Origin of the sequence: Pseudomonas resinovorans NBRC 106553 (assembly GCF_000412695.1) — a bacterium.
GTDB lineage: Bacteria > Pseudomonadota > Gammaproteobacteria > Pseudomonadales > Pseudomonadaceae > Metapseudomonas > Metapseudomonas resinovorans_A.
On record NC_021499.1, the window covers coordinates 1,147,296 to 1,168,311 of the forward strand.

Sequence of the window (21,016 nt, forward strand, 5' to 3'; positions counted from 1 at the left end):
CATGCTGCTGCTGCTCGCTGAGTACCTGCAACAGTTCCATAAAGGGTTCGGGGTGTTCCAGTACCTGACCCTGCGCGGGATTCTCGGCGTCCTGACAGCCCTGTCGCTGTCGCTCTGGCTCGGACCCTGGATGATCCGCACCCTGCAGATCCGCCAGATCGGCCAGGCCGTGCGTAACGATGGCCCGCAATCGCACCTGTCCAAGTCCGGCACGCCGACCATGGGTGGCGCGCTGATCCTGACCGCCATCGGCATCAGCACCCTGCTGTGGGCCGACCTGTCCAACCGCTATGTGTGGGTAGTGCTGGCCGTGACCTTCGCCTTTGGCGCGGTCGGCTGGGTGGATGACTACCGCAAGGTGATCGAGAAGAACTCCCGCGGCCTGCCGAGCCGCTGGAAGTATTTCTGGCAGTCGGTGTTCGGCATCGCCGCTGCGGTCTTCCTTTACATGACCGCCAGCACCCCGGCCGAGACCACCCTGATCCTGCCGCTGGTGAAGAACATCGAGATCCCGCTGGGTATCGGCTTCGTGGTCCTGACCTACTTCGTCATCGTCGGATCGAGCAACGCGGTGAACCTGACCGACGGCCTCGACGGCCTGGCGATCATGCCCACCGTGATGGTCGGCGGAGCGCTGGGGATCTTCTGCTACCTGTCGGGCAACATCAAATTCGCCGAATACCTGCTCATCCCCTACGTGCCGGGGGCGGGCGAGCTGATCGTGTTCTGCGCGGCCCTGGTGGGCGCCGGCCTCGGCTTCCTCTGGTTCAACACCTATCCGGCCCAGGTCTTCATGGGTGACGTGGGTGCCCTGGCCCTGGGCGCGGCCCTGGGTACCATCGCTGTGATCGTCCGCCAGGAAGTGGTGCTGTTCATCATGGGCGGCGTGTTCGTCATGGAAACCCTGTCGGTGATGATCCAGGTCGCTTCGTTCAAGCTGACCGGTCGTCGCGTATTCCGCATGGCCCCTATTCACCACCATTTCGAACTGAAAGGCTGGCCCGAACCCCGGGTCATCGTACGGTTCTGGATCATCACCGTGATCCTGGTGCTGATTGGCCTCGCCACCCTGAAACTGAGGTAATCGAGCGTGACGTTGATCGCTTCCGACCAGTTCCGCATCGTTGTCGGCCTCGGCAAGAGCGGCATGTCCCTGGTGCGCTTCCTGGCGCGCCAGGGCGTGTCGTTTGCCGTGGCCGATACCCGTGCGAACCCGCCGGAGCTTGCCACCCTGCGCGAGCAGTACCCGCAGGTGGAAGTGCGTTGCGGCGACCTCGACGCGGACTTCCTCAGCCGCGCCAGCGAGCTCTACGTGAGCCCCGGCCTGGCCCTGGCCACGCCGGCGCTGCAGGAAGCCGCCCGGCGCGGTACCAAGCTGTCCGGTGACATCGAACTGTTCACCCGCAACGCCAAGGCGCCGATCGTCGCCATTACCGGTTCCAACGCCAAGAGCACCGTCACCACCCTGGTGGGCGAGATGGCTCGGGCCGCCGGCAAGCGCGTCGCCGTGGGTGGCAACCTGGGTACCCCGGCGCTCGACCTGCTGGACGACGACGTCGAGCTCTATGTGCTGGAGCTGTCCAGCTTCCAGCTGGAGACCACCGAGCGGCTGAACGCCGAAGTGGCCACCGTGCTCAACGTCAGCGAAGACCATATGGACCGCTACGCCGACATGCAGGCCTATCACCTGGCCAAGCACCGGATCTTCCGGGGCGCGCGGCAGGTGGTGGTCAACCGTGGCGATGCCCTGTCCCGACCGCTGGTGGCCGACCAGGTGCCCAACTGGACCTTCGGCCTCAACCGCCCTGACTTCAAGTCCTTCGGGCTGATCGAGGAAGACGGCGAGAAGTACCTGGCCTACCAGTTCGACAAACTGATGCCGGTGCGCGAACTGAAAGTCCGTGGCGCGCACAATCAATCCAATGCCCTGGCTGCCTTGGCCCTTGGCCACGCGGTGGGACTGCCGTTCGAGCCCATGCTCGATACCCTGCGGACCTTCGCCGGCCTGGCCCACCGTTGCCAGTGGGTGCGCGAGTTGCGCGGCGTGTCCTATTACGACGACTCCAAGGCCACCAACGTCGGTGCCGCCCTGGCCGCCATCGAAGGCCTGGGTGCCGATATCGACGGCAAGCTGGTGCTGATCGCCGGTGGCGATGGCAAGGGAGCCGATTTCTCCGGCCTCAAGGCTCCCGTGGCGCGTTTCTGCCGCGCGGTGGTGCTGCTCGGTCGTGACGCCGAATTGATCGCCGACGCCCTGGGCGATTCCGTACCACAGGTGCGGGTCAAGACCCTGGACGAAGCCGTGCAACGCTGCGCCGAACTGGCCGAGGCGGGTGACGCCGTGCTGCTGTCGCCGGCTTGCGCCAGCCTGGACATGTTCAAGAACTTCGAAGAACGCGGGCGCCTGTTCGCCCAGGCCGCGGAGGGGCTCGCCTGATGCTGGCCCGTCTGCTCGCCGCCCCGTCGCCGCTGCGCAGCCGCCGCGGCATCGACATCGACTTCCCGCTGCTGGCCGGTTGCCTGTCGCTGCTCGGCCTGGGCCTGGTGATGATCACATCGGCCTCGTCGGAAGTCGCCGCGGCGCAATCCGGCAATCCGCTGTACCACATGATCCGCCACCTGATTTACCTGGCGATCGGCCTGGGCGCCGGCCTGGTCACCCTGCAGATCCCCATGGCCTTCTGGCAGAAGCATGGCGCACAGCTGATGCTGGCGGCCATCGTCCTGCTGGTGCTGGTCCTGCTGCCGGGCATCGGCCGCGAGATCAACGGCGCCAAGCGCTGGATCGGCTTCGGCCTGTTCAACCTGCAGCCGTCCGAGCTGGCCAAGCTGTTCACCGTGATGTTCATCGCCGGCTACATGGTGCGCCGTCAGGACGAGGTGCGCGAAAAACTCACCGGCTTCATCAAGCCGATGCTGGTGCTGGGCCCCATCGCCGTGCTGCTGCTGGCCGAGCCGGACTTCGGCGCCACCGTGGTGCTGGTGGGCTCCTGCATCGCCATGCTGTTCCTCGGTGGCATCAACCTGGTGCGCTTCATCCCGCTGGCCGGCGCCGTCCTTGCCGCCGGCGTGCTGGTGATGACCAGCCAGAGCTACCGGATGCAGCGCCTGACCAACTTCGTCGACCCCTGGGCCGACCAGTACGGCGCCGGCTACCAGCTGAGCCAGGCGTTGATCGCCTTCGGTCGCGGCGAGTGGTTCGGGGTTGGCCTGGGCAACAGCATCCAGAAGCAGTTCTACCTGCCGGAAGCCCATACCGACTTCGTCTTCGCCGTGCTGGCCGAGGAGCTGGGGATGATCGGTGCCCTGGCCACCGTCGGCCTGTTCGTCTTCGTCAGCGTCCGCGCACTGTATATCGGCCTCTGGGCCGAGAAGGCCCGTCAGTACTTCTCCGCCTACGTCGCCTATGGCCTGGCCTTCCTCTGGATTGGCCAGGTGCTGATCAACATCGGGGTGAACGTCGGCCTGCTGCCGACCAAGGGCCTGACCCTGCCGTTCCTCAGCTACGGCGGCAGCTCGCTGGTGATCTGCTGCGTCAGCCTGGCGCTGCTGCTGCGTATCGAGTGGGAGCGCCGCACGCACCTGGGCAACGAGGAAGTGGAATTCGTCGAGAGCGATTTCTTCGACGAGGAGGTGCGCCCATGAGCGGCAACGTGCTGATCATGGCCGGCGGTACCGGCGGCCACGTGTTCCCGGCCCTGGCCTGCGCCCGCGAGTTCCAGGCGCGGGGCTTCACCGTGCACTGGCTGGGTACGCCCAAGGGCATCGAGAACGAACTGGTTCCCCAGGCCGGCTTGCCGCTGCACCTGATCCAGGTGAGCGGGTTGCGCGGCAAGGGGCTGAAGTCCCTGCTCAAGGCGCCGTTCGAGCTGCTCAAGTCGCTGTTCCAGGCGCGTCGCGTGGTGCGTGAGCTGAATCCGGTCTGCGTGCTGGGCATGGGTGGCTACGTCACCGGCCCCGGCGGCCTGGCCGCGCGCCTGTCCGGCGTGCCGCTGATCATCCATGAGCAGAACGCCGTCGCCGGCACCGCCAACCGCAGCCTGGCGCCGATCGCCAGCCGCGTGTGCGAGGCCTTCCCCGAGACCTTCGGGAAAAGCGACAAACGGCGCACCACCGGCAACCCGGTACGCGAGGAGCTGTTCCTGGAGACCCCGCGCGACACCCTGGCCGGCCGCAAGCCGCGCCTGCTGGTGCTGGGTGGCAGCCTGGGCGCCGAGCCCCTGAACAAATTGCTGCCCGAAGCCCTGGCCAAGGTGCCTGCGGACCTGCGTCCGGAGGTGTTCCACCAGGCCGGTCGCAAGCATGACGAGATCACTGCGGAGCGTTATCGCGAAGCCGCGGTCGAAGCCGAGGTCGCACCCTTCATCAAGGACATGGCCCGTGCCTATGCCTGGGCCGACCTGGTCATCTGCCGTGCCGGCGCCCTGACCGTGAGCGAACTGGCGGCCGCCGGCCTGCCCTCGTTCCTGGTGCCGCTGCCCCATGCGATCGACGACCACCAGTCGCGCAATGCCGAATATCTGGCGAAGGAGGGCGCGGCTGTCCTTCTTCCGCAACATTCCACTGACGCGGCCAAGCTGGCCGCTCAGCTGACCGAGGTACTGATGCAGCCCGAAAAACTCAAGGCCATGGGCGCTACCGCCCGCCGTCTGGCCAAGCCCGCCGCCACCCGTACCGTGGTCGAGATCTGCCTGGAGGTGGCCCATGGTTGAGAGCCAGAAAGCCATGCCCCAGCCCGAGATGCGCCGTATCCGCCGTATCCACTTCGTCGGCATCGGCGGTGTGGGCATGTGCGGGATCGCCGAAGTGCTGCTGAACCTGGGCTACCGGGTGTCCGGCTCCGACCTCAAGGCCTCGGCGGTGACCGAGCGCCTGGAAATGTTCGGCGCACAGATCTTCATCGGCCACCGCGCCGAGAACGCCGAGCACGCCGACGTGCTGGTGGTGTCCAGCGCGGTGAACAAGTCCAACCCCGAGGTGGCGGTCGCCCTGGAGCGCCGCATCCCGGTGGTGCCGCGCGCCGAGATGCTCGCCGAGCTGATGCGCTACCGCCACGGCATCGCCGTGGCCGGCACCCACGGCAAGACCACCACCACCAGCCTGATCGCCTCGGTCTTCGCCGCCGGCGGCCTGGACCCGACCTTCGTCATCGGTGGCCGCCTGAACGCCGCCGGCACCAATGCGCAGTTGGGCACCAGCCGTTACCTGGTGGCCGAGGCCGACGAGAGCGACGCCAGCTTCCTGCACCTGCAGCCGATGGTGGCCGTGGTCACCAATATCGACGCCGACCACATGAGCACCTACGAAGGTGACTTCAATCGGCTGAAGAAAACTTTCGTGGAGTTCCTCCACAACCTGCCGTTCTACGGCCTGGCCGTGCTCTGCGTGGATGACCCGGTGGTCCGCGAGATCCTCCCCCAGGTGGCCCGTCCCACGGTCACCTACGGCTTCTCCGAAGACGCCGACGTGCGCGCCATCAACGTGCGCCAGGAAGGCATGCGCACCTGGTTCACCGTGCTGCGCCGCGACCGCGAGCCGCTGGATGTCTCGGTGAACATGCCGGGCAACCACAACGTGCTGAACTCCCTGGCCACCATCGCCATCGCCAGCGACGAGGGCATCAGCGACGAAGCCATCGTCCAGGGCCTGTCGGGCTTCCAGGGCGTCGGCCGGCGCTTCCAGGTCTACGGTGAGCTGCCGGTCGACGGCGGCAGCGTGATGCTGGTGGACGACTACGGCCACCATCCCCGTGAAGTCGCCGCGGTGGTCAAGGCCGTGCGTGGCGGTTGGCCGGAGCGCCGCCTGGTGATGGTCTACCAACCGCACCGCTACAGCCGTACCCGCGACCTCTACGACGATTTCGTGCAGGTGCTGGGCGAAGCCAACGTACTGCTGCTGATGGAGGTCTACCCGGCCGGCGAAGAGCCGATTCCCGGTGCCGACAGCCGCCAGCTGTGCCACAGCATTCGTCAGCGCGGCCAGCTGGACCCGATCTACATCGAGCGCGGCGTCGACCTGGCTCCGCTGGTCAAGCCACTGCTGCGTGCCGGCGACATCCTGCTCTGCCAGGGTGCCGGCGATATTGGCGCCTTGGCCCCGCAACTGATTCAGAACCCGCTGTTCGGCGGTCAGTCCGGTGACTCCGCCAAGAGGAAGAACAAATGAGCGCGCAACGCCAACCCAACCTCGAGCCGGCCGCCTTCGGTCGCGTCGCCGTGCTCTACGGCGGCAAGAGCGCCGAGCGCGAGGTCTCCCTCAAGTCCGGCGCCATGGTGCTGCAGTCCCTGCAGGCCGCAGGCGTGGACGCCTTCGGCATCGACGTGGGCGACGACCTGCTGCAACGCCTGCAGGCCGAGAAGATCGACCGCGCCTTCATCATCCTCCACGGCCGTGGCGGCGAAGACGGCAGCATGCAGGGCCTGCTGGAGTGCCTGGACATTCCCTACACCGGCAGCGGAATCCTCGCGTCGGCCCTGGCCATGGACAAGCTGCGCACCAAGCAGCTGTGGATAAGTCTGGGCCTGCCGACCCCGCGTCACGCCGTGCTGGCCAGCGAACAGGACTGCCGCCAGGCCGCCGCCGAGCTGGGCTTCCCGCTGATCGTCAAGCCGGCCCACGAAGGCTCCAGCATCGGCATGGCCAAGGTGGAGGGCGTCGAAGCCCTGATCCAGGCCTGGCAGGGCGCCGCCGTGTACGACTCGCAGGTGCTGGTGGAACAGTGGATCCAGGGTCCCGAATTCACCGTGGCCTGGTTGCGCGGCGAAGTGCTGCCGCCCATCCGCCTCGGCACCCCGCACACCTTCTACGACTACGACGCCAAGTACCTGGCCAGTGACACCCGCTACCAGATCCCCTGCGGTCTGGACGCGGACAAGGAGGAAGAGCTGAAGCAGCTCACCGCGCGCGCCTGCGAAACCCTCGGCATCCAGGGCTGGGCCCGTGCCGATGTGATGCAGGACGCCGAAGGGCGCTTCTGGCTCCTCGAAGTCAACACCGCACCAGGCATGACCGATCACAGCCTGGTGCCCATGGCCGCACGCGCTGCGGGCCTGGATTTCCAGCAACTGGTGCTGGCGATCCTGACCGACAGCGTCCAGGCAAGGGGCTGAACCCATGCGTAGCGCCACTATCCGCCGCCAGGAACCCGTAATCGGTCGCGCCGCTCCGTCGCGCAAGCCGATACCGCGTGGCGCCAGCCGGATGGTGGCCAAGGAGCCGCTGACCCAGCGTCTGCCCAAGCCGAGCTTCGGCTTCCTGCGCAAGCTGCTCTGGCCGGTGATGCTGGCGGTGCTCGGATTCGGCGCCTACGAAGCGGCGCAACGCCTGTTGCCCTACGCCGACCGGCCCATCGCCAAGGTCAATGTGCAGGGCGACCTGAGCTACATCAGCCAGCAGGCGGTGCAGCAGCGCATCGCGCCCTACATCGCCGCGAGCTTCTTCAGCATCGACCTGGCGGGCATGCGCCGCGAGCTGGAGCAGATGCCCTGGATCGCCCACGCCGAGGTGCGCCGGGTGTGGCCGGACCAGGTGCTGGTGCGCCTGGAAGAGCAACTGCCGATCGCCCGCTGGGGTGACGAGGCGCTGTTGAACAACCAGGGCCAGGCGTTCGCCCCGCGCGAGCTGGCCCACTACGAACAACTGCCGCAGCTCTGGGGGCCGCAGCGCGCCCAGGAGCAGGTCATGCAGCAGTACCAGATGCTCAGCCAGATGCTGCGCCCGCTCGGCTTCTCCATCGTCCGGCTGGAGCTGCGCGAACGTGGCAGCTGGTTCCTGTCGACCGGTCAGGGCGTCGAGCTGCTGCTGGGACGGGATCATCTGGTGGACAAGATGCGACGTTTCATCTCGATCTACGAGAAAACGCTGAAGGACCAGATTACGAACATAGAGCGCGTCGATCTGCGCTATCCGAACGGCCTGGCTGTGGCCTGGCGGACGCCGATCGAAGCCCCCGCGACGACCACGGTCGCCGTGCAGTGAATTGAGAGAGAAGGTTAGAACCATGGCAAGTGTACAGAGCGGCAAGATGATCGTCGGCCTGGACATCGGCACCTCCAAGGTGGTGGCGCTGGTGGGTGAGGTCGCGGCCGATGGCCAGCTGGAGATAGTCGGCATCGGCACCCACCCCTCTCGCGGTCTGAAGAAGGGCGTGGTGGTGAACATCGAGTCCACCGTGCAATCCATCCAGCGCGCGGTGGAGGAGGCCCAGCTGATGGCGGGCTGCCGCATCCACTCGGCGTTCGTCGGCATCGCCGGCAATCACATCCGCAGCCTGAACTCCCACGGCATCGTGGCGATCCGCGACCGCGAGGTCAGCGGCGCCGATATCGAGCGTGTGCTGGATGCCGCCCAGGCGGTGGCCATCCCGGCCGACCAGCGTGTGCTGCACACCCTGGCCCAGGACTACGTGATCGATAACCAGGAAGGCGTGCGCGAGCCGCTGGGCATGTCCGGCGTGCGCCTGGAAGCCAAGGTGCATGTGGTTACCTGCGCGGTGAACGCGGCGCAGAACATCGAGAAGTGCGTGCGCCGCTGCGGCCTGGAAGTCGACGACATCATCCTCGAGCAACTGGCCTCGGCCTACTCGGTGATCACCGATGACGAGAAGGAGCTGGGTGTCTGCCTGGTGGATATCGGTGGCGGCACCACCGACATCGCCATCTTCACCGAAGGCGCCATCCGCCATACCGCGGTGATCCCGATCGCCGGCGACCAGGTCACCAACGACATCGCCATGGCCCTGCGTACGCCGACCCAGTACGCCGAGGAAATCAAGATCCGCTACGCCTGCGCCCTGGCCAAGCTGGCCGGCGCCGGCGAGACCATCAAGGTGCCGAGCGTCGGCGACCGTCCGCCGCGCGAGCTGTCGCGCCAGGCCCTGGCCGAGGTGGTGGAGCCCCGTTACGACGAGCTGTTCACCCTGATCCAGGCGGAGCTGCGTCGCAGCGGCTACGAGGACCTGATCCCGGCGGGCATCGTCCTCACCGGCGGCACCGCGAAGATGGAAGGCGCGGTCGAGCTGGCCGAAGAGATTTTCCACATGCCGGTACGCCTGGGCGTGCCGCATAGCGTGAAGGGGCTCGCGGATGTCGTGCGCAACCCCATCTATTCCACGGGCGTGGGCCTGCTGATGTACGGGCTGCGCAAGCAGTCCGACGGCATGCCTGTTTCCACTGGCAGCTTCGGTTACGCCGAAGAGGCCAAGGCACCTGTACTGGAACGGCTGAAACGCTGGGTACAGGGCAATTTTTAACAGCGGTACGCAGTAGGCGAAAAACTAAAAAAGGAAGGAGAGGGGAAATGTTCGAACTCGTAGATAATGTTCCGCAAACAGCGGTCATCAAGGTAATCGGCGTCGGTGGTGGCGGTGGCAACGCCGTGAACCACATGGCCAAGAGCAACATCGAAGGCGTCGAGTTCATCTGCGCCAACACCGATGCCCAGGCGCTGAAGAACATCGGTGCGCGCACCGTGCTGCAGCTCGGCCCGGGCGTGACCAAGGGCCTGGGCGCCGGCGCCAATCCGGAAGTCGGCCGTCAGGCTGCCATCGAAGACCGCGAGCGCATCGCCGAAGTGCTGCAAGGCGCCGACATGGTCTTCATCACCACCGGCATGGGCGGCGGCACCGGTACCGGCGCGGCTCCGGTAATCGCTGAAGTGGCCAAGGAAATGGGCATCCTCACCGTTGCGGTGGTGACCCGTCCGTTCCCCTTCGAAGGTCGCAAGCGCATGCAGATCGCCGACGAAGGCATCCGCTCGCTGGCGGAGAGCGTCGACTCGCTGATCACCATCCCCAACGAGAAGCTGCTGACCATCCTCGGCAAGGACGCCAGCCTGCTGTCCGCCTTCGCCAAGGCTGACGACGTGCTCGCCGGCGCGGTGCGCGGCATCTCCGACATCATCAAGCGTCCCGGCATGATCAACGTCGACTTCGCCGACGTTAAGACCGTGATGGGTGAGATGGGCATGGCGATGATGGGTACCGGCTGCGCCAGCGGTCCGAATCGTGCTCGCGAAGCCACCGAGGCGGCCATCCGCAACCCGCTGCTGGACGACGTCAACCTGCAGGGCGCGCGCGGCATCCTGGTGAACATCACCGCCGGTCCCGACCTGTCCCTGGGCGAGTACTCCGACGTGGGTAACATCATCGAGCAGTTCGCCTCCGAGCACGCCACCGTCAAGGTGGGTACCGTGATCGATCCGGACATGCGCGACGAGCTGCACGTAACCGTAGTGGCCACTGGCCTGGGTGCGCGCATCGAGAAGCCTGTGAAGGTCGTCGACAACACCGTACAAGCCGCCGCTGTGGCCACCGCCACCGTTGCCACTCGTCCGGAGCAGTCGTCGGTGAACTACCGCGATCTGGATCGCCCGACCGTGATGCGCAACCAGGCTCACGCCGGCGCGGCCACCGCCGCAAAGCTCAACACTCAGGATGACCTGGATTATCTGGACATCCCGGCCTTCCTGCGTCGCCAGGCCGATTGATGGACTATATCAGGAGCATTAGGGTGATTGGTGTTCAGCAAAGGGCGGTTCTGCTATTATCGCCGCCCATTGTTGAAAACAGTTCGCAACTTGCGCACAAGCGGCCAATGCCATGATCAGACAACGCACTCTCAAGAACATTATCCGTGCCACTGGCGTAGGGCTGCATTCCGGGGAAAAGGTTTACCTGACCCTGAAGCCCGCGCCGGTCGACACCGGCATAGTGTTCCGCCGTACCGACCTCGACCCCGTGGTGGAAATCCCCGCCCGCGCCGAGAATGTTGGTGAGACCACCATGTCGACCACACTGATCAACGGTGAGGTCAAGGTGGACACCGTGGAGCACCTGCTTTCGGCCATGGCTGGCCTGGGCATCGACAACGCCTACGTCGAACTCTCCGCGTCGGAAGTGCCGATCATGGACGGCAGCGCCGGTCCCTTCGTCTTCCTGATTCAATCTGCCGGTCTGCAGGAGCAGGAGTCGGCCAAGAAATTCATCCGCATCCTGCGCGAAGTGACAGTAGAAGAGGGCGACAAGCGCGCCACCTTCGTGCCCTTCGACGGATTCAAGGTGAGCTTCGAGATCGATTTCGATCACCCGGTTTTCCGCAACCGCACCCAGAGTGCGAGCGTGGACTTTTCCAGCACCTCGTTCGTCAAGGAGGTCAGCCGCGCGCGGACCTTCGGCTTCATGCGCGACATCGAGTTCCTGCGTTCGCAGAACCTGGCACTCGGCGGTAGCGTGGAGAACGCCATCGTGGTTGACGAGAACCAGGTGCTTAACGAAGACGGCCTCCGTTACGAGGACGAATTCGTCAAGCACAAGATTCTCGATGCGATCGGTGACCTCTACCTGCTCGGCAACAGCCTGATCGGCGAATTCCGTGGCTTCAAGTCGGGTCACGCGCTGAACAATCGCCTGCTTCGCCAGCTCATCGAGCAGAAGGACGCCTGGGAAGTGGTGACCTTCGAGGATGCCAGGACTGCACCTATCTCCTATATGCGACCGGTAGCAGCCGTTTAAGCAATACCCTCTTTCCTGACTTCAAAGGCCACCCTCGGGTGGCCTTTTTTTTTATGGGCATTTGTTTGGGCGGGCGCGGATTGCATTCGGGCCACGTCATTGTCGGGTCGAATTCATTCGCAATTGGCGGGCACGGGCCTGCGGCCCTTCGCGAATGAATTCGCTCCTACATCAAGCAGGGTGTGCCAGGACCGGCATGGGCGCTCGGTGGCGGACTGTGCTTCATTCCTGGGGTTTGCCGTGGCGCGCCAGGCGCTCCAGGGCTTCGCGCAACCTGGGGTCGGTCACGGTATCGGCGGTGGCCTGCAGGCTTTCGGCGGCGGCGGGGGAGAGGCGACCTTCGAGTGCGGGGGCGGTGGCCGGGCTGTAGCTCGGTTGCACCTTGAAGATGATCCGCTCGAGGCCGGCGAACGCCTCGAAGCCCTTCAGCTGGCGCAGCAGGCGGGTCTGCTGGTAGCGCAGCCGGGTAGCCCAGTGGCCGTCGGTGACGATCAGCAGCAGCCGGCCTTCTCGCCAGGCGGCCACGTGGCAGTGCTCACGGGCGGCCGGTTGCAGCTGGCTGGCGAGCAGTTGCTGGAGCTGGTCGATGCGCTGGGCTTCGTTGAACAGTGCGCGCAACGGCTTCTGCTCGCGCAGCAAGGCGGCGGGGGAGCGGGCGGGCAACGGACGAAACGCCATGATGGGAGCTTGAATGAGGGCAGATGCGCCCATATTAACAGAGGGAGTCCATCGTCACGGTCCGTGTTCGTCCCCCGACGCCACGGCCGGCCGATCCGCTGGTGCGGTCGCGGTCCTACGGAGACCGGGAACCGCTCCCGCTTTCCTCGACAAGGATTCCGGGTAGAATGCCCCCTTCGCAAGCAGCCATGGCGGCTGCGCGGGCGACTCCAGGCCGCCCTCCATCCCAATGTGTGGAAGAATCTCTCTATATGTTTGCGCCATTGTTGAAGAAACTCTTTGGAAGCAAGAACGAACGCGAAGTGAAGCGCATGGCGAAGGCTGTCCAGGCCGTCAACGCGTTCGAAGAGCAGATGGTGGCCTTGTCCGATGACCAGCTGCGTGCCAAGACCGAAGAGTTCAAGGCGCGCCTGGCCAAGGGTGAGACCCTTGACCAACTGCTTGCCGAGGCCTTCGCCGTGGCCCGTGAGGCCGGCAAGCGGGTGATGGGCATGCGCCACTTCGACGTCCAGCTGATCGGCGGCATGGCCCTGCACGAGGGCAAGATCGCCGAGATGCGTACCGGCGAGGGCAAGACCCTGGTAGGGACCCTGGCCGTTTACCTCAACGCGCTGTCCGGCAAGGGCGTGCACGTGATCACCGTGAACGACTACCTGGCCCGCCGCGACGCCAACTGGATGCGTCCGTTGTATGAGTTCCTCGGCCTGTCCGTCGGTATCGTCACCCCCTTCCAGCCGCCGGAAGAGAAGCGCGCCGCCTACGCGTCCGACATCACCTACGGCACCAACAACGAATTCGGCTTCGACTACCTGCGCGACAACATGGCCTTCAGCCTGGACGACAAGTTCCAGCGCGAGCTGAACTTCGCCGTGATCGACGAAGTGGACTCCATCCTCATCGACGAAGCGCGTACCCCGCTGATCATCTCCGGTCAGGCTGAAGACAGCTCCCAGCTTTACATCCAGATCAACAAGCTGATCCCGCGCCTCAAGCGGCACATCGAGGAAGTGGAGGGCCAGGTCACCCAGGAAGGCCACTACTCGGTCGACGAGAAGACCCGCCAGGTCGAGCTCAACGAGATGGGCCACCAGTACATCGAGGAGATGCTCACCCAGGCCGGCCTGCTGGCCGAGGGCGAGAGCCTCTACTCGGCGCACAACCTCAGCCTGCTGACCCACGTCTACGCAGCGCTGCGCGCCCACACCCTGTTCCACCGCAACATCGAATACATCGTGCAGAACGACCAGGTCCTGCTGATCGACGAGCACACCGGCCGTACCATGCCCGGCCGTCGCCTGTCCGAAGGCCTGCACCAGGCCATCGAGGCGAAGGAAAACCTGCCGATCCAGGCCGAGAGCCAGACCCTGGCCTCCACCACCTTCCAGAACTACTTCCGCCTCTACAAGAAGCTGTCCGGCATGACCGGTACCGCCGACACCGAGGCCTTCGAGTTCCGTCAGATCTACGGCCTGGACGTCGTGGTCATCCCGACCCACCGTCCGGTTGCGCGCAAGGACTTCAACGACCTGGTCTACCTGACCCAGGAAGAGAAGTTCGCCGCCATCATCACCGACATCAAGGAATGCCAGGCCAACGGCCGTCCGGTGCTGGTGGGTACCGCCTCGATCGAAAGCTCGGAGTACGTCGCCGACCTGCTGACCAAGGCCGGCATCGAGCACAAGGTGCTCAACGCCAAGTACCACGAGCGTGAAGCCGAGATCATCGCCCAGGCCGGTAGCCCGGGCGCCGTGACCATCGCCACCAACATGGCTGGCCGTGGTACCGACATCCTGCTGGGCGGCAACTGGGAAGCCGAAGTGGCCGCCCTGGAAGCCCCGACCGACGAACAGGTCGCGCAGATCAAGGCCGAATGGCAGAAGCGTCACCAGCAGGTGATCGAGTCCGGTGGCCTGCACGTCGTCGCTTCCGAGCGTCACGAGTCCCGCCGTATCGACAACCAGCTGCGCGGCCGTGCCGGTCGCCAGGGCGACCCGGGTTCCAGCCGCTTCTACCTGTCGCTGGAAGACAACCTGATGCGCATCTTCGCCTCCGACCGGGTGAAGAACTTCATGAAGGCCCTGGGCATGCAGTCCGGCGAGGCCATCGAGCACCGCATGGTGACCAACGCCATCGAGAAGGCCCAGCGCAAGGTCGAAGGCCGCAACTTCGACATCCGCAAGCAGCTGCTCGAATACGACGACGTGGCCAACGAGCAGCGCAAGGTGATCTACCACATGCGCAACAGCTTGCTGGCCGCCGAATTCATCGGCGACACCATCAGCGAGTTCCGCGAAGAAGTGCTGAACAGCACCATCGACGCCCACATCCCGCCGCAGTCGATGCCCGAGCAGTGGGACATCGCCGGCCTGGAAGCCGCCCTCTACAGCGACTTCGGCCTCAAGCTGCCGGTCCAGCAGTGGCTCGACGAAGACGACAAGCTCTACGAAGAGACCCTGCGCGAGAAGATCATGGCGCAACTGCTGGCCGCCTATAACGAGAAGGAAGATCTCGCCGGCGCCGAAGCCCTGCGTGCCTTCGAGAAGCAGATGCTGCTGCGCGTACTGGACGACCTGTGGAAGGACCACCTGTCCACCATGGACCACCTGCGCCACGGTATCCACCTGCGTGGCTACGCGCAGAAGAACCCGAAGCAGGAATACAAGCGCGAATCCTTCACCCTGTTCCAGGACCTGCTGGATTCCATCAAGCGCGACACCATCCGCGTTCTCTCCCACGTCCAGGTTCGTCGCGAAGACCCGGTCGAGGAAGAAGCCCGCCTGCGCCGCGAAGCCGAGGAAATGGCCAGCCGCATGCAGTTCCAGCATGCCGCCGCGCCCAGCCTCGACGAGCCGGAAATGGCCGAGGAACAAGGTGACCTGGCTGTCGCCACCGCTGCCGCACCGGTACGCACCGAACCCAAGGTAGGCCGCAACGAACCCTGCCCCTGCGGCTCGGGCAAGAAATACAAGCACTGCCACGGCCAGATCGGCTAAGGCAACGCTGTAGTTCCAACGCCGCGACCGGCCCTGCCGCTCGCGGCGTTTTTCCAGATATCCCAGGCCGCCTGCGCCGACCGCAGCCGGTCACCCCCTGACAAAGGAGCGCTTCCATGGCTGTTGGTCTTGGCCCTCTGCCCACCCTGCACCCGGTTCCCGGTTTCGAACTCGGCATCGCCTCCGCCGGCATCAAGCGCCCCGGGCGCAAGGACGTCGTGGTCATGCGCTGCGCCGAAGGCTCCCGTATCGCTGGCGTTACCACCACCAACGCGTTCTGCGCCGCCCCGGTACTGATCACCCGTGAGCGCCTGGAAGGCGAGGTACGCTACCTGCTGACCAACACCGGCAACGCCAACGCCGGCACCGGCCCGGACGGCCTGGTCCGCGCCCGTCGTTCCTGCGCCAAGCTGGCCGAACTGGCGGGCGTCGGCGAAGACGCCGTGCTGCCGTTCTCCACCGGCGTGATCGGCGAGCCGCTGCCGGTCGAGAAGATCGAAGGCGCCCTGGCCGCCGCCCTGGCCGACCTCAAGGCGGACAACTGGGTCCAGGCCGCCGAAGGCATCATGACCACCGACACCCAGCCCAAGGGTGCCAGCCGCCAGTTCCAGCACGATGGCGTGACCGTCACCGTCACCGGCATCAGCAAGGGCGCCGGCATGATCCGTCCGAACATGGCCACCATGCTCGGCTACATCGCCACCGACGCCAAGGTTGCCCGTGACGTGCTGCAGGCACTGGTACGCGATGCGGCGAACAAGTCGTTCAATCGCATCACCATCGATGGCGACACCTCCACCAACGACTGCTGCATGCTGATCGCCACCGGCCAGGCTGCCCTGCCGGAAATCACCGCCGCCAGCGGCGAGCTGTTCGCCAAGCTGAAGGAAGCGGTGTTCGACGTATTCATGGAGGTCGCCCAGGCCATCGTCCGCGACGGCGAAGGCGCCACCAAGTTCGTCACCGTGCAGGTCAATGGCGGTGGCAACCACCAGGAGTGCCTGGACGTGGCCTACGCCGTGGCCCACTCGCCACTGATCAAGACCGCGCTGTTCGCCTCCGATCCCAACTGGGGCCGCATCCTGGCCGCCGTGGGCTATGCCGGCGTGCCGAACCTGGACGTGAGCCTGATCGACGTGTTCCTCGGCGAAGTCTGCATCGCCAGCCAGGGTGGCCGTGCCGCCACCTACACCGAGGCGCAGGGCGCGGCGGTGATGGCCCGCGAGGAAATCACCATCCGCATCGAGCTGGGCCGCGGTGATTGCAGCGAGACCATCTGGACCACCGACCTGTCCCATGAGTACGTAAAGATCAACGCGGAATACCGCACTTAAAGCCTATTACGATCAGCTGCGCGTCGGCCCTGCGGCGTTAAAAGCAGGCTCGGAATGCTCATTTACAGCTGTAAACTCCGCTTCCTCGCCTGCTTTTGCCTTGCATGGCTCTAGCTCGCAAGATCGTGAATAGGCTTTCGATCTGATCGTTCCCACCTGGCATTCCCGATTTTCATGCCCCGATGAAAATCGGGAATTTGCCACGGACCGAGGCAGCTTCCATGATCCAGCGATCCCCTGACGAACTGGAACCAAGGAGCTGGACATGTCCCTGACACTCATCATCGGCAACAAGAACTACTCGTCCTGGTCGCTGCGCGCCTGGCTGGCCATGGAGCTGACCGGCTCGCCCTACGACGAGGTTCGCGTCCCGCTCTACCAGGCGGACAGCCACCAGCGCCTGCTGGGCTACTCGCCCACCGCCAAGGTACCGGTGCTGCAGTCCGAAGACGGCACCATCTGGGACTCCCTGGCCATCGCCGAGTACCTTGCCGAGCGTTTCCCCGAAGCGCATCTCTGGCCCTTCGGCCAGGCCGCCCGTGCCCATGCCCGCACCGTCTGCGCGGAGATGCACAGCGGTTTCGTGCCCCTGCGCAGCAACATGCCCTTCGACCTCAAGCGCAACCAGCCGCTGGCCGAGGTGCCCGAGGAAGTGGCCGAGGATATCCGCCGCATCTGCGCTCTCTGGGCCGATTGCCGAGCGCGCTTCGGCCAGGATGGCCCCTACCTGTTCGGCCATGCGAGCATCGCCGACGCCTTCTACGCGCCGGTGGCTTGCCGCCTGCGCAGCTATGCCGTGGAGTTGCCGGAAGACGCCGCGGCCTATGTCGACACCATTTACCGGTGGCCTGCCTTCCAGCGTTGGTACCAGGCCGCCTTGCAGGAAACGGAGATCATTGAATGAAACGAGTGCATGTGGCCGCCGCCGTGATCCGTGGCGCAGACGGCCGTGTCCTGATCGCCAGGCGTCCGGACGACAAGCACCAGGGCGGCCTCTGGGAGTTTCCCGGCGGCAAGGTGGAGGAGGGCGAGCCCGTACAGGCCGCGCTCTCCCGCGAGCTGGAAGAGGAACTGGGGATTCGCGTCAGTGCTGCCCGGCCGTTGATCCAGGTCCACCACGACTACCCGGACAAGCACGTGCTGCTGGATGTCTGGGAAGTCTCGTCCTTTGCCGGCGAGCCCCACGGCGCCGAGGGCCAGCCCCTGGCCTGGGCCTCGTCACGCGAGCTCTCGGGCTACGAGTTCCCGGCCGCCAACAAGCCCATAGTTGCCGCCGCGCGTCTGCCGGACCGTTACCTCATTACCCCTGACGATCTCGAGCCGCCGGCGCTGCTGGCCGGCCTGAAGTCCGCCCTGGCCAATGGCGTGCGTCTGGTGCAATTGCGTGCACCACGCATGTTCGATGCCCAGTACCGCGACCTGGCCGTGGACGTGCAGGGCCTCTGCGCCGGCAAGGCGCAGCTGATGCTCAAGGGACCGTTGGAGTGGCTGGGCGACTTCCCCGCCGCCGGCTGGCACCTGACCGCCGAGCAACTGCGCAAGTACGCCCCCAATGGCCGTCCGTTCCCCCGTGAACGCTGGCTATCAGCGTCCTGCCACAGCGTGGAGGAGCTGCAACTGGCGGCGGCCATGGAAGTGGACTTCGTCACCCTCTCGCCGTTGCAGGCCACCCAGACCCACCCCGACGCCCAGCCCTTGGGATGGGAACGCGCGACGGAACTGCTGCGCGGCTTCAACCAGCCGGCCTACCTGCTGGGCGGGGTTGGCCCGGCCGATGTGGAGCGTGCCTGGAGCATTGGCGCCCAGGGCGTGGCGGGTATCCGGGCGTTCTGGCCCGAGTAATCTCCAGCGGGAGCGAAGCGTTGGGTTTCGCTTCGCTCTACACCAACCTACGGTTTGCTAGCCGCCTGCCAGAGCACCTCTTCTACGCCCTCGCGCCTGGCGATGAGCCGGGCGGCGACGAAGAGCAGGTCGGATAGGCGGTTGAGGTAGGCGAGGAGTTCCGCGCGCAGGGGCTCTTCGCCGTTCAGCGTCTGCGCCCGGCGTTCGGCGCTGCGGGCTGCGCTTCGGCAGACATGGGCCTGGGCCACGAGGCGCGAGCCGCCGGGCAGGATGAAGTTCTTCAGCGGCCCGAGCTCGTCGTTCCAGAGGTCGATGGCGGCTTCCAGTCGCTCTATCTCAGGCTGTTCCAGCACCTGGTATTCCGGCATCGCCAGCTCGCCGCCGAGGTCGAACAGGCGGTGCTGGCAGGGTTCCAGTACCTCGATCACTTCGCCCAGGCCGGGCCATTGCGGCTGGCCGTCGGCCAACTCCGCCAGCAGCAGGCCGAGCTGGCTGTTCAGCGTGTCCACTTCGCCGATGGCTTCGATCCGTGGGTGGTCCTTCGGTACCCGGCGGTTGCCGGAAAGCCCGGTCTCGCCCTTGTCGCCGGTGCGGGTGTAGATCTTCGAAAGGCGGTTACCCATTTCAGGCTCCTGCGTCCATGGCGCTGGAAGTCAGCGGCAGGCGCAAGGTGAAGCACGTCCCCTGGCCCGCCTTGGACTGCACTTCCATCTGGCCCTTGTGGTTGTTGGTGATGATGAAATACGAAACCGACAACCCGAGCCCCGTGCCCTGGCCCACTTCCTTGGTGGTGAAGAAGGGCTCGAAGATGCGCTTTCGGACGTTCTCGGGGATGCCGACGCCGGTGTCCTCCACCTGGATTTCCGCCCAGGGCGGGGCGAGCCGGGTGCGCAGGGTGATACGGCCTTCCTCGTCGTCCTCGCGCAGGTGGATGGCCTGGGCGGCGTTCTTCAGCAGGTTCAGCAGCACCTGTTCGAGTTCGTTGGCGGTGCCCGGCACAGCCCCCAGTTCCGGGTCGAATTCGCGGACGATGCGCAGGCCCTTGAAGTCGAAGCCTTCGGTGAGGTCGAAGTCGTTGCTGGCGATCTCCAGGGCCTGGTCCAGCAGCACCGGCAGCTGGCAGGGCGCCAGTTGGCGATTGCTGCGGCGGCTGAAGGCGAGCATGTGGGTGACGATCTTCGCCGCACGGGCGCCGGCCTGGTGGATGTCGTCCAGCAGCCGGGGCACTTCGCGGGCATCCAGGTACTGGTTCACCGACTCCAGGCTGATGCCGCTGATGGCGGCCTGTTCCTGGTTGCGGTCCAGTTCCGGGGAGATGCGCCGGCGGATGTTCTGCACGTTGTGCAGGATGGCCCCGAGGGGGTTGTTGATCTCGTGGGCCATGCCGGCCGCCAATCCGCCGACCGACAGCATCTTCTCCGACTGCACCATCAGCTCTTCCATGGACAGGCGCTGGGTGATGTCGTCGATGCGGATCACCACGCCGCGCCCGGTGCCGCCCATCAGCGGGTAGAAGGTCAGGGCGTAGTGGTGGACTTCTTCGCCGGCCAGCCAGCTGACCCGCTCGACCTTCTCCACCTTGTGCTTCTCGGCGGTCAGGCGGATCTGCGGCAGGAAGGGCTTGAGCGAGGGGAAGGCGAGGAATACCGGCTGGTTCAGCGCGTCGTCCATGGGCGTGCCGGAGAGGGCGCTGGCCTCCTGGTTCCACTGGGTGACGTAGAGCTGCTCGTCCAGGGCGATCAGCGCCGAGGGCATGGAGTCGATGATGCTGTTGAGGTAGTTCTGGAAACCGGTGAGCTTCTTCTCGATCTTGCTGCGTACCTGCACCTCCAGCTCCAGCTTGCGGTTGGAGTGGCGGGTTTCCTCGGCCAGTTCGTGAGCCTGGTCGAAGGCCGCCTGGGCGTCGTCGCGGGCGCGCTTGAGCTGCTGTTCGCGGGCTTCGATGCGGCTGAGCATGGTGTTGAACGCGTCGGCGAGACTGCCGATCTCGTCGCGATTGCCGCGAGGCGCGCGCAGGGCATAGTTTTCCTCGCGGGTCACCTGGCGGGACAGCTCCTCCAGGCGGCGGATGGGACGGGTCACCATGCGCCGGATCTGCCGCGCCACCAGCAGCCAGAGCAGCACGCTGCAGGCGAGGATCGCCAGGCTGGCGGTCAGGGTACCGGTGTAGAAGACCCCGGGCAGTTCGCTGGAAGCCACCAGCAGCAGGTGCCCGGCGGGACGGCCCGGCAGCGGCAGTTCCGCGACATGGGTGGTGCGGAACTCGCGCAGGCGCCACCCGCGAATATCGCCGGCGGTCATCGGCAGTTCCAGCTGGGCGCCGCGCTGCAACTGGGCCAGCAGGCGGCCGTCGCTGTCATACAGGGCGGCGGCGCGCAGCGGCGTGTAGCTGTCCAGGCGCTGCAGCATCTCCTTGGCCTTTTCTTCGGAGGACAGCGCCTCGTGGCCGATGGCCGAGGTGGCGAAGAGTCGGCCGAGGGTTTCCAGGCCCTGGGGCGCCACGCTTTCCTGGGAGATCCAGTAGGCGGCGCTGATGAAGGCCAGGTTGGCGATGAGCAGGACGGTGGCGAGCAGAACCAGCAGGGCTGCAAGCAGTTTGCGGCCGACCGACAGGTTCTCGAGGCGCTGACGCAGGCTGGTCAAGGGCGGGGCATCCACAG

17 protein-coding genes are annotated in these 21,016 nt (G+C 65.7%); 14 read left to right on the forward strand and 3 right to left on the reverse strand.

All coding sequences use genetic code 11. The annotated features are described in order from the left end of the window. The first annotated feature begins 1 nt into the window (after position 1). The 10 genes from mraY to lpxC all read left to right on the forward strand — a co-directional run bounded on the left by mraY (position 2) and on the right by lpxC (position 11,509). The gene (gene mraY, locus PCA10_RS05335) at positions 2–1,084 is read left to right on the forward strand and encodes a phospho-N-acetylmuramoyl-pentapeptide-transferase (RefSeq protein WP_016491009.1); all 1,083 of its coding nucleotides are present in this window, start codon (positions 2–4) and stop codon (positions 1,082–1,084) included. Between the two features lie 6 nt (positions 1,085–1,090). Continuing rightward, positions 1,091–2,437 carry a UDP-N-acetylmuramoyl-L-alanine--D-glutamate ligase gene (gene murD, locus PCA10_RS05340; RefSeq protein ID WP_041770143.1) on the forward strand — a complete coding sequence of 449 codons (1,347 nt, stop codon included), beginning with the start codon at positions 1,091–1,093 and terminating at the stop codon, positions 2,435–2,437. Next, complete coding sequence (gene ftsW, locus PCA10_RS05345; RefSeq protein ID WP_016491011.1) at positions 2,437–3,645, forward strand: putative lipid II flippase FtsW; 1,209 nt, start codon at positions 2,437–2,439, stop codon at positions 3,643–3,645. The genes murD and ftsW overlap by 1 nt, the downstream gene beginning before the upstream one ends. Next, positions 3,642–4,712, forward strand: coding sequence for an undecaprenyldiphospho-muramoylpentapeptide beta-N-acetylglucosaminyltransferase (murG, locus tag PCA10_RS05350; RefSeq protein ID WP_016491012.1), 1,071 nt, complete (start codon positions 3,642–3,644; stop codon positions 4,710–4,712). Before ftsW ends, murG begins: the two co-directional genes overlap by 4 nt. After that, positions 4,705–6,165 carry a UDP-N-acetylmuramate--L-alanine ligase gene (gene murC / locus PCA10_RS05355; RefSeq protein ID WP_016491013.1) on the forward strand — a complete coding sequence of 487 codons (1,461 nt, stop codon included), beginning with the start codon at positions 4,705–4,707 and terminating at the stop codon, positions 6,163–6,165. The genes murG and murC overlap by 8 nt, the downstream gene beginning before the upstream one ends. Continuing rightward, complete coding sequence (locus PCA10_RS05360; protein WP_016491014.1) at positions 6,162–7,109, forward strand: D-alanine--D-alanine ligase; 948 nt, start codon at positions 6,162–6,164, stop codon at positions 7,107–7,109. The genes murC and PCA10_RS05360 overlap by 4 nt, the downstream gene beginning before the upstream one ends. Before the next feature lie 4 nt (positions 7,110–7,113). Next, positions 7,114–7,977: a cell division protein FtsQ/DivIB gene (locus tag PCA10_RS05365; protein WP_016491015.1), complete on the forward strand. Its 864-nt coding sequence runs from the start codon at positions 7,114–7,116 to the stop codon at positions 7,975–7,977. A 22-nt stretch (positions 7,978–7,999) separates the two neighbouring features. Next, positions 8,000–9,250, forward strand: coding sequence for a cell division protein FtsA (gene ftsA, locus PCA10_RS05370; RefSeq protein ID WP_016491016.1), 1,251 nt, complete (start codon positions 8,000–8,002; stop codon positions 9,248–9,250). Between the two features lie 47 nt (positions 9,251–9,297). After that, a complete protein-coding gene (gene ftsZ / locus PCA10_RS05375; protein WP_016491017.1) occupies positions 9,298–10,485 on the forward strand; it encodes a cell division protein FtsZ in 1,188 nt (395 codons plus the stop codon). Between the two features lie 112 nt (positions 10,486–10,597). Next, positions 10,598–11,509: a UDP-3-O-acyl-N-acetylglucosamine deacetylase gene (gene lpxC / locus PCA10_RS05380; protein ID WP_016491018.1), complete on the forward strand. Its 912-nt coding sequence runs from the start codon at positions 10,598–10,600 to the stop codon at positions 11,507–11,509. A 222-nt stretch (positions 11,510–11,731) separates the two neighbouring features. On the opposite strand, the gene PCA10_RS05385 is transcribed toward lpxC, so the two are convergent. Next, complete coding sequence (locus tag PCA10_RS05385; RefSeq protein ID WP_041770144.1) at positions 11,732–12,187, reverse strand: DUF721 domain-containing protein; 456 nt, start codon at positions 12,185–12,187, stop codon at positions 11,732–11,734. Positions 12,188–12,438: 251 nt separating this feature from the next. On the opposite strand from PCA10_RS05385, the gene secA reads away from it, so the two are divergent. The 4 genes from secA (at position 12,439) to PCA10_RS05405 (ending at position 18,356) form a co-directional block, all read left to right on the forward strand. Next, the gene (gene secA, locus PCA10_RS05390) at positions 12,439–15,180 is read left to right on the forward strand and encodes a preprotein translocase subunit SecA (protein ID WP_016491020.1); all 2,742 of its coding nucleotides are present in this window, start codon (positions 12,439–12,441) and stop codon (positions 15,178–15,180) included. Positions 15,181–15,296: 116 nt separating this feature from the next. Further along, positions 15,297–16,514, forward strand: coding sequence for a bifunctional glutamate N-acetyltransferase/amino-acid acetyltransferase ArgJ (argJ, locus tag PCA10_RS05395; RefSeq protein ID WP_016491021.1), 1,218 nt, complete (start codon positions 15,297–15,299; stop codon positions 16,512–16,514). 265 nt (positions 16,515–16,779) lie between these two features. After that, positions 16,780–17,418, forward strand: coding sequence for a glutathione S-transferase family protein (locus PCA10_RS05400; RefSeq protein ID WP_016491022.1), 639 nt, complete (start codon positions 16,780–16,782; stop codon positions 17,416–17,418). Further along, a complete protein-coding gene (locus PCA10_RS05405) occupies positions 17,415–18,356 on the forward strand; it encodes a Nudix family hydrolase (protein WP_016491023.1) in 942 nt (313 codons plus the stop codon). Before PCA10_RS05400 ends, PCA10_RS05405 begins: the two co-directional genes overlap by 4 nt. A gap of 47 nt (positions 18,357–18,403) precedes the next feature. Here PCA10_RS05405 and PCA10_RS05410 read toward each other — a convergent pair whose 3' ends face one another. Together PCA10_RS05410 and PCA10_RS05415 are read right to left on the reverse strand one after the other, a co-directional pair. Beyond that, entirely contained in the window at positions 18,404–18,979 is a 576-nt protein-coding gene (locus PCA10_RS05410) for a cob(I)yrinic acid a,c-diamide adenosyltransferase (protein ID WP_016491024.1), read from the reverse strand. Position 18,980: 1 nt separating this feature from the next. After that, the gene (locus PCA10_RS05415; RefSeq protein ID WP_016491025.1) at positions 18,981–20,999 is read right to left on the reverse strand and encodes a sensor histidine kinase; all 2,019 of its coding nucleotides are present in this window, start codon (positions 20,997–20,999) and stop codon (positions 18,981–18,983) included. Between the last annotated feature and the right edge of the window lie 17 nt (positions 21,000–21,016).

What these genes read in the sequence shown, in the direction of transcription:
- mraY (WP_016491009.1), top strand. Translation starts at nt 2, where the DNA reads ATGCTGCTGCTGCTCGCTGAGTACCTGCAACAGTTCCATAAAGGGTTC.
- ftsW (WP_016491011.1), top strand. Translation starts at nt 2,437, where the DNA reads ATGCTGGCCCGTCTGCTCGCCGCCCCGTCGCCGCTGCGCAGCCGCCGC.
- murG (WP_016491012.1), top strand. Translation starts at nt 3,642, where the DNA reads ATGAGCGGCAACGTGCTGATCATGGCCGGCGGTACCGGCGGCCACGTG.
- murC (WP_016491013.1), top strand. Translation starts at nt 4,705, where the DNA reads ATGGTTGAGAGCCAGAAAGCCATGCCCCAGCCCGAGATGCGCCGTATC.
- PCA10_RS05360 (WP_016491014.1), top strand. Translation starts at nt 6,162, where the DNA reads ATGAGCGCGCAACGCCAACCCAACCTCGAGCCGGCCGCCTTCGGTCGC.
- PCA10_RS05365 (WP_016491015.1), top strand. Translation starts at nt 7,114, where the DNA reads ATGCGTAGCGCCACTATCCGCCGCCAGGAACCCGTAATCGGTCGCGCC.
- ftsA (WP_016491016.1), top strand. Translation starts at nt 8,000, where the DNA reads ATGGCAAGTGTACAGAGCGGCAAGATGATCGTCGGCCTGGACATCGGC.
- ftsZ (WP_016491017.1), top strand. Translation starts at nt 9,298, where the DNA reads ATGTTCGAACTCGTAGATAATGTTCCGCAAACAGCGGTCATCAAGGTA.
- lpxC (WP_016491018.1), top strand. Translation starts at nt 10,598, where the DNA reads ATGATCAGACAACGCACTCTCAAGAACATTATCCGTGCCACTGGCGTA.
- PCA10_RS05385 (WP_041770144.1), bottom strand. Translation starts at nt 12,187, where the DNA reads ATGGCGTTTCGTCCGTTGCCCGCCCGCTCCCCCGCCGCCTTGCTGCGC.
- secA (WP_016491020.1), top strand. Translation starts at nt 12,439, where the DNA reads ATGTTTGCGCCATTGTTGAAGAAACTCTTTGGAAGCAAGAACGAACGC.
- argJ (WP_016491021.1), top strand. Translation starts at nt 15,297, where the DNA reads ATGGCTGTTGGTCTTGGCCCTCTGCCCACCCTGCACCCGGTTCCCGGT.
- PCA10_RS05400 (WP_016491022.1), top strand. Translation starts at nt 16,780, where the DNA reads ATGTCCCTGACACTCATCATCGGCAACAAGAACTACTCGTCCTGGTCG.
- PCA10_RS05405 (WP_016491023.1), top strand. Translation starts at nt 17,415, where the DNA reads ATGAAACGAGTGCATGTGGCCGCCGCCGTGATCCGTGGCGCAGACGGC.
- PCA10_RS05410 (WP_016491024.1), bottom strand. Translation starts at nt 18,979, where the DNA reads ATGGGTAACCGCCTTTCGAAGATCTACACCCGCACCGGCGACAAGGGC.